Source organism: uncultured Tateyamaria sp., from assembly GCF_947497045.1.
Lineage (GTDB): Bacteria > Pseudomonadota > Alphaproteobacteria > Rhodobacterales > Rhodobacteraceae > Tateyamaria.
The window spans coordinates 531026-544130 of the sequence record NZ_CANMEU010000003.1 but is presented as its reverse complement, the minus strand read 5'-3'; the positions used below and the strand labels follow the sequence as shown (position 1 = coordinate 544130).

Here is a 13105-nt window from a genome sequence, read left to right as displayed (position 1 = left end):
TTCATCAATGTGAACGAAACCACCCGGCATCGCCCAACCCGCAACGTCATCTTCGGGACGATTGACCAGCAAAACATACAGGTTCCCGCCCATCACAGTGATGATCGCAAGGTCGACTGCGACACTGGGTTTCGCGTATTTATCGAGGTTGCTCATCATATATCCATTTCAGTTATTACTTAACTGTATATAAGAAGCAATGATGTCAACCCCTGTTCGAGAAATTCCGGGGTTTAGCGTATCCGGGAAAATGTCATTTGGTTTGGCACGTCGCGGCATAGGTCCTTCAAGGGACGTACCCTGCCCTGGCAGCGGTGCCGCGTTCTGGCAGATCAAAGGTCTCAATCGCGGGACGAACCGACCAAGGGAAACCTGATCCCGAACATCAGGCTTTGAGGAAAGCGGTGCCTGCGCTAGACACGCGCTCAGAACTTCATCGGAGCGGATTGTGCTGGAAGTTGATGAACAGATTGAAAGTGTTGAACGATTAAGGGAACTCCTTCCAACCGACGGTTTTTCCAATACGTTCCTCAAGGTCAGTGATTACCTCAATGAAACGGCGCGAAAGTTCATTCGACTTTCACCATTCGTAGTCGTTGCGACAAAAGCGTCAGAAGGTCTGATTGATGTTTCGCCCAAAGGCGATCCCGCGGGCTTCGTCGAAGTCTATGACGAAAAGACGCTGATCATTCCCGACAGGCTCGGCAATCACCGGATCGATAGCTTTCAAAATTTGCTGGAAGACCCGAACATTGCACTCCTTTTTGTCGTTCCCGGCCACGGTGACACGCTGCGTATCGCAGGAAAGGCCCGTATCGTTCGGGATTCAGCAATCAGCAAGCGGCATGCGATCACTGGCAAAGAGCCCTTGCTCGCTCTTGTGATTGAGGTTGAGGAGGCATTCATGCACTGCTCAAAATCGTTCATTCGGTCCCGATTGTGGCATCCGGATCACTGGCCGGATAGGAAGTCCGCCCCGACCCTCGCTGAATGGGTGATCTCCACAGTGGACAAAGAGCAGACGCTTGAAGAGGTCGAGGGTGACCATACGGCCGATGAGAAGTCTCGGCTGTACTGAACATGGAAGGTCTACATTGGCTCAGAGCGCGACATTGTCGACCTTTGGGCTAAACCAAAGGCTGTAACGCGGACGAGATGTGAGTTCGCTGTCATCGCACTCATGGTTGCATCGGAGAAGACAGACGTTGTTCATAAATCAGCGCTATCGACTGATTGCGGGTCGCTGTCATCCAAAGGTGATCAAGGGGCGGGTTACCATCAGCCAGAGCAAAACAACGATTGCAGAGAATGCAGGAACACCACATGCGAACCATATTCGGTAGAGGCGATCATATCGGCTGGTCAAGCCAATACCTTGCTGGACCGAAATCTGGGCCTCATCCCTCATTTTGGCCTGAATGTAGACAACCGGCAACCAGAACAGCCCGATGAAAACATAAAGCGCAAGTGAAATCAGCACCCACCCCTCCGAGAAGCTCCATCCCAGGTTCCGCATCAAAAGATAGCCTGTGATGGGTTGCGCAAACGCAGCTGTGGCGGTGAAAAGCATGTCCGCAACAACAACCACGGATGCGGTTTTAGCAACAAAGGACGGATCTGCGGTGCGGTGCGCCATCAGCATAAAGAATGCGATTCCCGTGCCCGTCCCGATCAGGACACATGCGCCAAGAACATGCGCGATCCGAAGAAGGTCAGCCCAGTCCATTAACGTGTATCCAACACAGCACGCGCCACCAGTGCGAGTACAATTGCAGGCACCACCTTGACCAATGGGCCAAGCGGGTCAATCCAGAGTGATGGGACGGTAAATGTCGATGCAACGAGATAGAACACACTCACGCCAACAGCCGCCCAACAGGCAGCATATGCGTATTTTCGAAAGGCGAATGCGATCCCTATTGCGATATCGACCAGTGCCCAGAAGAGAACACTTGCAACTGCCATACCCGTGGGCCAGCCCACGTTTTCGAGAACATCTGCGGCCTCTCTTACTCGGGCAATACCGACAATGCCCGAAGTCAGCCAAAACAGACACAGGCAGACCAGGATGATCGGCGCAAGCAACGCCATGCGTGCAAACAGGCGATCTTGTACCCCCACAGACATATTGCTCAAACTCTGGTCCAGAGAAGACACCGGGGCCAACCCAAACCCGCCAAGGTCTACAGGCGTCCCCCGAACACCATCGGTCAGTACGTTCAAGGCTGTCGAACGCAAGGGGGACCGCCAACCAAACCAGGACAAACCATCGGCCAGCGTCGAAACCGCGGCAACGCAGAAGTCTGGCAATGTGACGTCAAACAGTGCGGGGCGAAACCCAAGCCAAGCCCGTATCTGTTCAACAATGTCGCGCAGGGAATGCACGGGCGTCTCAACCAAATCAGCCTCGAACCCGTCTGGTATCTGCCCTTTCGTTGCGGCCACAACAGCGGTGGCGACATCGTCAAGCGAAACTGTTTGTATCTTCGCTTGCGGCGCGGCAATGGGCTGAACCCAAGGAAATGCTGCCAGCATACGCAGCATGGTCGTACCACCGTAGGCATTTGGTGCAAGCACAAGACCCGGACGGAATATGTGCCACCTCCCTCCAGCGGCTCTGATTGCTGCATCCCCACGGCCCTTGGATGCCATGAAGGGCGTCGATGCCTCCGGTCCGGCACCAACTGCCGAAATCTGGATCAGTGCAATGTCTTTGGCAGCGCATGCTGCTGCAAGTGCAGCGACCGCATGGTGGTGCAGTGCCTCAAGATCATCGTCAGGGCCATCTTGCAATGCGCCCGAACAGTTCACCACGGTCGAAAAACCGCCTAAAATGGGGTGCCACGCACCATCGTCTACGAGTGCCCTCATGTCTCGCTTGATCCATGGAACACCCGGCAGCACCCGCTGTGCCGTTTGAACGTTCCGACCTAGACCAGTGACATTGTAACCCTCCAAGATCAGCTTCGCCGAAACGCCTTGTCCGATAAGACCATAGGCACCGATAACAAGGATATTATTCGCAGGAGCGTTCACTTTGATCATTCCATGACTGCACCGCCAGCCAAATCAGGGCCATACAATGCGGACACTAGCTGCACTGCAGAAATCCAGCAAGAAGGACTCACCACGAACCTCATCCGCAGTGATCTTACGGTCGCCAGCAAGATCAGCAAGTTGCAGCACTGCGCACCCCAGTCCCGCCAAGAGGATCGCACCGAAATTCGGGTTGCTTGTATATCCAGAGAGCCTGCGCAGCAGAATGTCGTAGCCTTCGCTGCGATTGGCCATACCGCATCCACTGCCATTAACGATGGGCACGATGCCATCAACATTCGGATAGGCGTCCAGCATGCCCGACTTTTCCGCAGCTTCCGCCATGAAGCGCGCAATGGAGCCAGAGCAATTCACCGAAGTAAGCACGCCGACATGGTTTCAGACCCCAACGCGACCGTCTTGCCTGTGGTATCCCTGAAACGTCGGGGGCCGATCCGGCACGGGAAAAGGGACCACCTCCGACGAAAAGGCGTGATCGCTGGAATGATCAGTCATGCTTAGGTTGTGGCCGTGGCGCAGCACATGGGCACCAGTCGCGATATCGACCACAGCAACTTTGTGCGAACGGGGAATGGGCGTCGTCGCGATACTCTCGCCCGCCGCCAAGCGTTCAGTGCAATTTCTACGTTGTCGATGTCGTTCAAGCGCAGCGTCCGGGCTACAGCGTTCTCAGTCATGTAACTTTACAACTGCCTTGATCAAACCCGCGCGATCTGCGGCCAGCTTACCCAAAGCAGTCGTCAACGCATCCAGAGACAGGACATCGGAGCAAAGCGCGTCCGCATCAATCAGATTGTCCCGAAAGCTCGACATCACCCAGTCAAAGTCCGCCTTGAGTGCATTGCGGCTGCCGATCAGGCGCATCTCGCGTTTGTGGAACTCAGGGTCGTTGAACGTAATGTCATCCTTGACCACACTTACCAAAACATAAGTGCCACCATGGGCCACGGCAGGAAAACCCGCCTCAATCGCGCCACCATGTCCAGTCGCATCAAAAACCACGTCAAAGCCTTCGCCATCGGTGGACGCAAGAGCGGCTTCCAAACGGGTGTAACCACTATCAAAGCCAAACCTGTCGGCCGCCATCGCCAAACGCTCGGTGCTGAGGTCAAGCAAGGTGACATGTGCCCCCATGAGGCGTGCAAAAAGCGCGGTCCCGATGCCAATTGGACCAACGCCCGTCACAAGAACCCTATCCGCCTTGGTCACATCGGACCGGCGCACCGCATGGGCACCAATGGCAAGAAATTCCACCATTGCCGCTTGCAGTGGCGTCAGCCCGTCCGCCGGATAGAGGTTCTGCGCAGGCACAGCGAGCTGCGGCGCAAGACCGCCATCGCGGTGCACACCCAGCACTTCGATATTTGAGCAGCAATTGGGCTTGCCACGTTTACAGGCACGACAGGTTCCACAGGACAAATAAGGGTTCACGACAACAAGGTCACCTGCCCCCCATCCATCACCGTCACGCGCAACGCGACCACTCAATTCGTGACCAATCACACGAGGGTATTCCAGAAACGGATGTTTGCCCTCGAAAATATGGTAGTCCGTCCCACACAGCCCGACCGCACAAATATCGATCAGAACCCAACCGTCAGGCACATCTGTGATGACGGGCCGATCCTGGACCGCGAAGGAACCGGGCTCAACAACGACGCCAGCCTGCATGGTATCATGGCTCATGCGCTTTGCCCTCGCGGTGTCCATTCATCGGGCAAAGTGCCCCTGATGATCAGGCTCAGGATGTCATCCTTGTTCACATCTTCGATGCGGAACGCACCCACGTTGCGGCCTTTATTCATTACGATCACACGGTCGCACAGATCAAAGACATCATGCATGTCGTGGCTGATCAGAAAGATCCCGATGCCTTCGTTCTTCAAGCGGATGGTCAAATCGGCAACCATCGCGGTCTCTGATGGACCAAGCGCGGCTGTTGGTTCATCCATGATCAGAACCTTCGCCTGAAAATAGATCGCGCGGGCAATGGCGATCACCTGCCTTTGACCACCAGACAGTTTCGATACGGGATCTTTCAGGTTCTTGAAATTTGGGTTGAGCTGGTGCAGCGCATCTTTTGCCTCGGCATACATGCGTGTTTCATCGAGATTACCGAAGCGGGTCTTCAACTCTCGGCCCAAAAAGAGATTTGCGGCCGCATCCAGATGGTTGGCCAGGGCCAGGGTCTGGTAAATCGTCTCGATCCCATATCTCTTGGCATCTTGCGGCGTTTTCAGATCGACCTGCTCACCGTTCACATTGATCTGCCCGCCACTCAGCGTCATCGCGCCAGACAACATGCGCATCAGGCAGGACTTGCCCGCACCATTATGGCCAAGAACGCCGACGACTTCACCGGGATAAAGATCAACAGACACTGCCCGAACCGCGTGAACACCGCCAAACTGTTTATCGATATCCAACATCTGGATCAGGGGCGTATCTGGGGGGGCTGCGTCCAACATGTGAAATCCTATTCGAAAAGAATTGGGCCGGCGCAGGCAAGCGCGCCGACCCACGCACAATCAGTAAAGTACGTTTTGTGCAACGGGAGTATCGATGTTCTCCTTGGTGACCATAACGACACCTGTGTCGATAAAGTCCGTCACCTCCTTGCCTGCCAGAATGTCAGCAACGGCATTCACGCCCAGCTCACCCATCTGGAAAGAGCCCTGCACAGCCGTCGCAAGCAATGTGCCGCTCTTGACCATGTCTTGCAGGTCAGCATTGCCATCAAAGCCGATCGCTGTCAGCTGACCCGCTTTGCCGGCTTGCTCGATTGCGCGGCCCATGCCGATGGCTGTCGGCTCATTCGCACCGAAGATGCCAACAAGATCGTTGTTTGCGGCCAACAGGTCAGTTGTCTGGTTCAGGGCTGTCGCCATCTGGGATTGCGAGTACAGCGGACCAACGATCTCGATGTCGGAGTTGTCGCCGAGATATTCGACAAAGCAGCCAACGCGACCGATTTCAGAGCCGACACCGGCAACATAAGACATGACGGCAACCTTGCCTTCGCTGCCCGCATTGTCGATCATCAGCTGCGCCGCCTGCTGACCCGCCGCACAGTTATCCGTGGACAGGAAGGCCTGGTAGTAGTCTTCGTTGCCTTCAGCCAGGCCGCTGTCGATGATCGCAACCGGGATGCCAGATTCAAATGCACGCTTGACGACAGGTGCCAGGGCTTCGGGATCGGACGGTGCCAGAACGATGCCTGCCACCCCCCGGTTGATCGCGTTCTCAACCAAAGCAACCTGATCGTTGATCGCGGATTCAGCGGCCGGGCCGTTGAACGTCATGGTGTGCTCACCGTGGTTGGCAATCGCCGCAGTCGCGCCCTTGTTCACGTTCTGCCAGAAGCTGGAGTTCGTCGTCTTGACGATCACCGCGATTTCACCTGCGGACGCGACAGACGCTGCGGTCGCAAGAACACCCGTAAAGAGGGCTGTTGTCAGTAGTTTCTTCATGGTTTCCTCCCTTTGAAGACTTTCGTGTCGTTGGTCATTTGCGGTTTCGAAGCTGGTCGATATAGACCGCCCCGATAACCACGATCCCGATAATGATCTGCTGAATGAAGGCAGAGGTGCCCGCCATATTCAGACCATTACGCAGAACACCGATAATGAATGATCCGATCATGCTGCCGGAAATACTGCCGACGCCGCCCATCAGGGACGCGCCACCGATGACGGATGCCGCGATGGCATCCAGTTCGTACATGACCCCTTCGTTCGGCTGCACCGTCACAAGGCGCGACATCAGAACCATGCCTGCAAGCCCGGCCAGTGCGCCCGACGCGGTGTAGGCCCAGATTTTGGTGCGGTCGACATTGACCCCGGACAGGCGCGCGGCCTCTTCGTTAGAGCCTACGGAAAAAATATGGCGGCCGATCTGGCGTTTTTGAAGCAGGAATGCGCCCAGTGCGGCCATGACGATCAAAAGGACCGCCGGGTATGGAATGCCTGCAAAGACAACCTTGGGAAAGCCGTTGTCCTGCATCTCGACGATGCGAAAAAAAGAGCCGTTGCCAAGCAGCCCAAAGGCGTTACCAAGGCGGCTGATCGGGGCGGCACCCGTCAATTGCAGCGCGATACCGCGCGCAATCATCATCATGCCGAGCGTCGCCACAAAGGGCGTGATCCGCATTTTGGTGATGACAATGCCGTTGACGAACCCGCAAGTTGCCCCCGCCAGAATGCCAAGCGCCATTGCGGGGGCGACCGGAACACCTGCCTTGATGATCAAACCGGCGACCACCCCGGACAAGGCCAGGACGGATCCGACACTCAGGTCGATCCCACCGGTGATGATGACCATCGTCATCCCGATCGCCAGCAAACCGATCACCGATGTCTGAAGCAAAACGGTCAGACCGTTGTTCACGCTCAGAAAGGCGGGGCTCGTAAACGAAAACGCCACAATCAAGAGGATCAACGTCAGCAGCGCCGAGATCTTGTGCAGCGTTGACCCGGTTGGCAAAAATCCGAGTTTTGATTTGCCGTCGTCGGTCACCATTTTTGCTTCCCCCCAAACAATCAGGTCCCGTGACGAGTTGAATGTCTTTAATAATAATAAACCGTACGGCGTTGCTTCCATTACGTCAAATGTTTTTAATTTTTTTGAACACCGCTAAAAAGACAGATAAGAAGGTGATGTATTGAGCAGGATTTGAAACCGCATGGCCCGCACGAACACCCGCTTCGTCGAAGCGCATACCGAAATGCTAAACATCTGTGATACAATGAATATTGGCGATCTTTTGCCATCGGAGAACATTCTGGCATCGCGCCTTGGGGTCAGTCGCACAGTGGTCCGCAGGGTTTTGGCTCAATTGGATGAGCAATCCATGATTGTGCTGCATGGGCGTGAAAAAGTCATCAGGCGGCGCTCGACCAAAGAAGACCGGGTCGAGGCACCACCGGTGTTGCTGAACATTGATGAGTTGGAGCGGCGCTTTCTGGATTGGGTGCTGCGCATGGACGTCCCACCCGGCACCGTGTTGAACGTCGCACAACTGTCCAAGGACTTTTCCGTCGCAACCCACACCCTTCAGGAATTCTTTTCATCCCTCAGCCGGTTCGGCATTGTCGTCCGGCGCCCAAAAGGTGGCTGGGTTCTGCATGGCTTTACCCGCGACTACGCGGTGGAGTTGTCGGATTTCCGCACCTTGCTTGAGCTGAATTCCGTCAGCCACATCGTCACGCTGCCAGACACCCACGGGATCTGGGCGCGGCTTGATCAGCTGGAGCATGATCACAAGGATCTTCTCAATCGGATCGACGAAGACTACCATGATTTCTCGCAACTGGACGAAACCTTTCATGCCGCCATAAATGGCGTCGTCACCAATCGGTTCGTGAAGGAATTTCAAAAGATCATTTCGCTGGTGTTCCACTATCACTTTCAATGGAACAAATCAGATGAACGTGTGCGCAACGAAAACGCGATCCGCGAACACCTTGTCTATATCGACGCCTTGCGCAGCTGCGATCCTGATCGCGCGCAAGCCGCCGCAAAGCGCCACCTTGCCACGTCAAAGCAAACCTTGCTGACCTCGCTGAAGGTCAACAGCCACGTCGCCTAAGTCGTCACGAAACTGCGCGCTTGTTCCGAGAGTGATTTTTTCGCCGCAGCCAGATTGCGCTGCAATGAGCTGACCTTGCCGGTGCCAAGCAGCACCGAGCAGGCGGCGGGCTGGTTCAATGCAAAATGCAGTGCCGCCTCGGCCAAGGTCAGATCAACGGCCTCGGCGCGAGCTTGCAATGCGGTGACCTGATCAAGAATGTCTTGCGAGGCGGGCGCATAGTCAAACCACGCGCCCGGCTTTGGCCCGGTCGCAAGAATGCCCGAGTTAAAGATACCGCCCAACACCAAACTCGTGCCCTGCTCTGCGCAGCGGCCAAGCAACTCCGCCTCGGCCTCTCGGTCAAGCAAAGTCAGACGTCCGGCCAGAAGGATAACGTCCAGCGTCTCGTGCTGCATGACGTCGATACAGACCTGACTTTCGTTCACCCCAAGCCCAATCGCGCCAATGCGCCCCGCTTGCCTGAGATCACGCAGCGCGCCCATGCCCGACCCCAAAAGGTCGTCCATATGTTTCGCGCCCCCGGCCCCATGGGTATACGCACCGATATCATGTACAAAGATGATCTCGACATGGTCGGTCCCAAGTCGCTCGCAGCTGCTTTCAAAGCTTTCACGCACGCCATCAGCCGAATAGTCATAGCGCACCGCATTGGGCAACGGCTGAACAAATCCATCAGCCTCATCCATTGTCTCACCGGCGGACAGGACCCGGCCAACCTTTGTCGACAAGACGTAGGCATCGCGCGGCTTGCTTTGCAGAAATGCACCGATCCGCTGCTCTGACAAGCCGCGCCCATAATGGGGGGCCGTGTCAAAGTATCGAATGCCCGCAGACCACGCATGGTCCATCACCGCCGTCGCGTCTGCGTCGCTGACAATCCCGCCCAAATTGCCGATGCTGGCACAACCAAGAGACAAGGACGTGACTGATACTTGGGTGTTCCCAACCGGCTTTGTGACAAAACTCATCAGATCTGTTCCTTATTGTGTGCGACGATGGCCGACAGAACGGGCTTTGCGGATTGATCTCCATACGCCGCGGCCCAATCCAGCATCGCAGAAATGCGGCGTTCTACTTTTTGTGCATGGTTTTGGGCAATATCGGCGATCCGGTGATCCAGGAACGGGTTCGCAAAGCGCTCCAGCGTTGTGACGACATAGGCATCGAAGGGCGCTGCAAGCCCGGCCGCGTCAAATGCGGGGCGCACCTCGTGGCGCAGAACATGGCTGAGCTGTTTCAACGCATCCGCATCATTGACCAGATGCCGGACAAGAACGTCATCTTCCCCCTCATTGTCGCGCCACCACTGCGCCAGAAACGTGTGACCAAGGTTCAAGACAAACAGCTTGAGCGCCTCAATATCAGCCAGCGAGGGCACAATCTGAACGGCTGGATGCTGGCAGGGCAGAACCAGACCGGGTTGATCCTCGATCGCCCAAAGCGCATAGGGTTCGGCCACCGCGCCCGCTGGTTCAAGCGGTTGCGACACGATCCGGTCCACCAGGGAATTCACCCATGTCACTTGATGCCCAAGATACGCACGAAAGTCGGGGGCGTCATCCCGCGCGAGTTCCATGACTCGGGCTTTCAGCACCGCCCCGTTGTCGACGACCAGCTCCATCGGCATGATCTGAATGGGGGTCGCGCCAGCAGCAAACCGAAGACGCAGAAGATGGGTCAGCTTGGCGGGATAGGACATCGCCTGATTGAAGGTATCTTCGTTGTCGCAAGCCTGTGGCGCAAATCCGGCATCACCCGTATTTGACAGCACGATCCTCGCGTCCTGCACGAAAATACGTGCGACGTCGTCCCAGTCGGCTCCTGTTGAGAGTGTCTGCGCGACACTCTTTACGTCCAAGGTGTCCTGCACCCGTTGGCCATCGACCAAACCTTCGACACGGACAGGATAGGACCCGACCAGGGCCGCAAGACGTTTTGCGCGACCAGGGTCATCGGTGCTTTGGACAACCGTTATCGGGCCGACATCCTGCCCCTGTTGCATCGCCTGCGATATGAAAAGATCGGCATGGGCCTGCAAAAAACGGCTCGTGCCGAACTGAAGAATGGGCGTGGGCCGCACGGGCTGTCCTTTCAGGGGCACAAACTGAACTCAGCGCTTTACGCTTAATTGTTTTTAATTATACAAAACAACTCAAGTCAACCGCCTCTGCCCGGGAAAGCCTGATGTCTGTCTGTCCAAAAATCGATGCGCACCAACATTTCTGGCAAATTTCACGCGGCGATTACGATTGGATGACAGACGCTGTCGCCGATATTCGCCACGACATCCTGCCCGCCAATCTGTCAGGGTTATTGGCGCAGCACGAGATTGCCGGAACTGTTGTGGTACAAGCCGCCGCGACGGTGGCCGAGACAGAGTTCCTTCTTGGCTTGGCCAAAGACACCCCTTTCATCAAGGGCGTGGTCGGTTGGGTCGATCTCGCAGATCCCACCTGCCCGGTCGTGCTGGATCGTCTGATGGCCAGCCCCGTCTTCAAGGGCGTGCGCCCGATGCTGCAAGACATCGAAGACACAGACTGGATTTCCCGACCGACCGTGCGGACCAATCTGACGGCCCTTGCAGATCGGGGTTTGCGCCTCGATGCCCTCGTGGTTCCGCGCCATCTGGATGTACTCGCGTGCGTGGCGGCAGACCTGCCGCAACTGCCCATCGTCATCGATCACTGCGCCAAGCCGGTCATTGCCGACGGGGCAGACGCCGGAGAAACATGGCGCGGGAATATGGCCCGCCTGGCCGCATTGCCCAATCTGATGTGCAAGCTCTCCGGCCTCGCAAATGAGGCGGGGCCCGGTTGGAGTGCTGCAACCCTGCAACCGATCGTCGACCATGTCGTAAAGCACTTTGGTCCCGAACGGATCATGTGGGGCAGCGACTGGCCTGTCCTGAACCTCGCAGGGGACTACGCGCAATGGTGCGCCGTGTCTGACCAGCTTGTCGCGGACCTGAGCGATCAGGACAAAGCAAACATATACGGCGCAACCGCCACCCGGTTTTATGGCCTGGAGCTTTCTGAATGACCTACAACATTGCATGTATCGGCGAACCGCTGGCGGAAATTTCGCGCAGCACAGCCGACCTGTCTATCGCGTTTGGTGGCGATACGCTGAACACGGCGATCTATTGTGCACGCGCCGCCCAAGCCCACGATATTGCCGTCCACTACGTGACTGCAATCGGGACCGACATCCTGTCAGACGCCGCCTTGGACTTGATGACACGCGAAGGCATTCGCACCGATCACGTCACCCGCGACACGCAACTCCAGATCGGCATCTACGCAATCAAAAACGGCAATCAGGGCGAGCGGGGCTTCCATTATTGGCGTGACACCTCGGCCGCACGCGCGATGTTTTCAACAGATACCTCCCCCCACCTGGCCGCAATCGAAATGGCTGATCTGGCCTATCTGTCAGGCATCACCCTCGCGATCCTGACCCAGGATGCGCGCAACCGGCTTTGGAACGCGCTGGCAGCGCGGCGTGGGATGGGACTTCAGGTTGCTTTCGATTCCAATTATCGGCCCAAACTGTGGGAAACAGCGGACATCGCAAAGCGCGAGATCGCCCGTTTCTGGGGGATCACCGACATCGCCCTGCCCTGTCGCAAAGACGAAGCGGACCTGTTTGGCGACAATGACACCACCGCCATCGTGGACCGTCTGGTTGCAGCAGGCGTACGCTTTGGCGCGTTGAAATGCGGCGATGCCGGGCCACTGCCCATTCCAGCGTCCAACACCGTGCAACGCTTTGCCCAAGCGACCTCCGTCGTCGACACGACAGGGGCCGGGGACAGCTTCAATGGTGCCTATCTCGCGGGCATCGTATCGGGCAAGGCACCCGCGGTCGCAATGGCAGAAGCCCACGCATTGGCCGCGCATGTGGTCGCACATCAAGGGGCCATCTTACCGCCCGCACCCTCCCCGACACCTCGCCGTATGGGAAGCGTCATTCGGCTCCGGGCAGAGCACATGGAAGAGTACAAACGCCTCCACGCCGATGTCTGGCCCGGTGTGCTTCGTCGTTTGCAGGCCTCCAATATCACGAACTACTCGATCTATCTCAAACGGCCCGAATTCCTGATGTTCGGCTATTTCGAATATACCGGGATCGATTTCGAAGCCGACAATGCCGCCATTGCAGCGGACCCGGTCACCCGGAAGTGGTGGGCCGTCTGCGGGCCGATGCAGGAACCATTTGAGACCCGTGCGGACGGCGAGTGGTGGGCCGAAATGGAAGAGGTGTTCCATTTCGGCTAGATGGTGCGGTTCCACCATGCCCGATGAACAACCAGAGCACCGCAGTGTCGATGGGGGCCGCCTGCAATGATCCCTCCCTTATGACATGTCATGTAAGGATGATCGTCAGCCAGAGACGTGTCGCAGGTTCATCCCGTCAGACCCTTTGGGAATCGGCACCCCGTTGGGCGCGCGTTGGTTT

Annotated in this window: 13 protein-coding genes; 4 read left to right on the top strand and 9 right to left on the bottom strand. The window is 56.7% G+C overall.

What is annotated here, in order from left to right:
* The first annotated feature begins 448 nt into the window (after positions 1-448).
* The gene (locus Q0859_RS09460) at positions 449-1078 is read left to right on the top strand and encodes an MSMEG_1061 family FMN-dependent PPOX-type flavoprotein (protein ID WP_299150177.1); all 630 of its coding nucleotides are present in this window, start codon (positions 449-451) and stop codon (positions 1076-1078) included.
* Positions 1079-1246: 168 nt separating this feature from the next.
* Here Q0859_RS09460 and Q0859_RS09455 read toward each other — a convergent pair whose 3' ends face one another.
* The 7 genes from Q0859_RS09455 to Q0859_RS09425 form a co-directional block, all read right to left on the bottom strand.
* Positions 1247-1726 carry a DUF2269 domain-containing protein gene (locus Q0859_RS09455; RefSeq protein WP_299150175.1) on the bottom strand — a complete coding sequence of 160 codons (480 nt, stop codon included), beginning with the start codon at positions 1724-1726 and terminating at the stop codon, positions 1247-1249.
* The gene (locus Q0859_RS09450; protein ID WP_299150173.1) at positions 1726-3045 is read right to left on the bottom strand and encodes an SDR family oxidoreductase; all 1320 of its coding nucleotides are present in this window, start codon (positions 3043-3045) and stop codon (positions 1726-1728) included. Before Q0859_RS09450 ends, Q0859_RS09455 begins: the two co-directional genes overlap by 1 nt.
* A gap of 24 nt (positions 3046-3069) precedes the next feature.
* Positions 3070-3423, bottom strand: a complete 354-nt coding sequence (locus tag Q0859_RS09445) for a UxaA family hydrolase (protein ID WP_299150170.1) — start codon at positions 3421-3423, stop codon at positions 3070-3072.
* Positions 3424-3726: 303 nt separating this feature from the next.
* Entirely contained in the window at positions 3727-4743 is a 1017-nt protein-coding gene (locus tag Q0859_RS09440; protein ID WP_299150167.1) for a zinc-binding alcohol dehydrogenase family protein, read from the bottom strand.
* Complete coding sequence (locus Q0859_RS09435; RefSeq protein WP_299150165.1) at positions 4740-5525, bottom strand: ATP-binding cassette domain-containing protein; 786 nt, start codon at positions 5523-5525, stop codon at positions 4740-4742. The genes Q0859_RS09440 and Q0859_RS09435 overlap by 4 nt, the downstream gene beginning before the upstream one ends.
* A 60-nt stretch (positions 5526-5585) precedes the next feature.
* The gene (locus Q0859_RS09430; protein ID WP_299150163.1) at positions 5586-6527 is read right to left on the bottom strand and encodes an ABC transporter substrate-binding protein; all 942 of its coding nucleotides are present in this window, start codon (positions 6525-6527) and stop codon (positions 5586-5588) included.
* 34 nt (positions 6528-6561) lie between these two features.
* Positions 6562-7575, bottom strand: coding sequence for an ABC transporter permease (locus tag Q0859_RS09425; protein WP_299150161.1), 1014 nt, complete (start codon positions 7573-7575; stop codon positions 6562-6564).
* A 163-nt stretch (positions 7576-7738) separates the two neighbouring features.
* Between Q0859_RS09425 and Q0859_RS09420 the strand changes: the two genes are divergently transcribed.
* Positions 7739-8644 carry a GntR family transcriptional regulator gene (locus Q0859_RS09420; protein WP_299150157.1) on the top strand — a complete coding sequence of 302 codons (906 nt, stop codon included), beginning with the start codon at positions 7739-7741 and terminating at the stop codon, positions 8642-8644.
* Here the strand turns inward: Q0859_RS09420 and Q0859_RS09415 are convergent.
* Entirely contained in the window at positions 8641-9615 is a 975-nt protein-coding gene (locus Q0859_RS09415; protein WP_299150155.1) for an aldo/keto reductase, read from the bottom strand. The two genes, Q0859_RS09420 and Q0859_RS09415, sit on opposite strands and share 4 nt — an antisense overlap.
* The gene (locus tag Q0859_RS09410; protein ID WP_299150153.1) at positions 9615-10727 is read right to left on the bottom strand and encodes a mannitol dehydrogenase family protein; all 1113 of its coding nucleotides are present in this window, start codon (positions 10725-10727) and stop codon (positions 9615-9617) included. Before Q0859_RS09410 ends, Q0859_RS09415 begins: the two co-directional genes overlap by 1 nt.
* Positions 10728-10831: 104 nt before the next feature.
* Between Q0859_RS09410 and Q0859_RS09405 the strand changes: the two genes are divergently transcribed.
* Together Q0859_RS09405 and Q0859_RS09400 are read left to right on the top strand one after the other, a co-directional pair.
* Complete coding sequence (locus tag Q0859_RS09405; protein WP_299150151.1) at positions 10832-11686, top strand: amidohydrolase family protein; 855 nt, start codon at positions 10832-10834, stop codon at positions 11684-11686.
* Positions 11683-12924, top strand: a complete 1242-nt coding sequence (locus tag Q0859_RS09400) for a PfkB family carbohydrate kinase (protein ID WP_299150150.1) — start codon at positions 11683-11685, stop codon at positions 12922-12924. Before Q0859_RS09405 ends, Q0859_RS09400 begins: the two co-directional genes overlap by 4 nt.
* The last annotated feature ends 181 nt before the right edge of the window (positions 12925-13105 follow it).

What these genes read in the sequence shown, in the direction of transcription:
- Q0859_RS09420 (WP_299150157.1), top strand. Translation starts at nt 7,739, where the DNA reads ATGGCCCGCACGAACACCCGCTTCGTCGAAGCGCATACCGAAATGCTA.
- Q0859_RS09440 (WP_299150167.1), bottom strand. Translation starts at nt 4,743, where the DNA reads ATGAGCCATGATACCATGCAGGCTGGCGTCGTTGTTGAGCCCGGTTCC.
- Q0859_RS09455 (WP_299150175.1), bottom strand. Translation starts at nt 1,726, where the DNA reads ATGGACTGGGCTGACCTTCTTCGGATCGCGCATGTTCTTGGCGCATGT.
- Q0859_RS09415 (WP_299150155.1), bottom strand. Translation starts at nt 9,615, where the DNA reads ATGAGTTTTGTCACAAAGCCGGTTGGGAACACCCAAGTATCAGTCACG.
- Q0859_RS09435 (WP_299150165.1), bottom strand. Translation starts at nt 5,525, where the DNA reads ATGTTGGACGCAGCCCCCCCAGATACGCCCCTGATCCAGATGTTGGAT.
- Q0859_RS09430 (WP_299150163.1), bottom strand. Translation starts at nt 6,527, where the DNA reads ATGAAGAAACTACTGACAACAGCCCTCTTTACGGGTGTTCTTGCGACC.
- Q0859_RS09405 (WP_299150151.1), top strand. Translation starts at nt 10,832, where the DNA reads ATGTCTGTCTGTCCAAAAATCGATGCGCACCAACATTTCTGGCAAATT.
- Q0859_RS09450 (WP_299150173.1), bottom strand. Translation starts at nt 3,045, where the DNA reads ATGATCAAAGTGAACGCTCCTGCGAATAATATCCTTGTTATCGGTGCC.
- Q0859_RS09400 (WP_299150150.1), top strand. Translation starts at nt 11,683, where the DNA reads ATGACCTACAACATTGCATGTATCGGCGAACCGCTGGCGGAAATTTCG.
- Q0859_RS09425 (WP_299150161.1), bottom strand. Translation starts at nt 7,575, where the DNA reads ATGGTGACCGACGACGGCAAATCAAAACTCGGATTTTTGCCAACCGGG.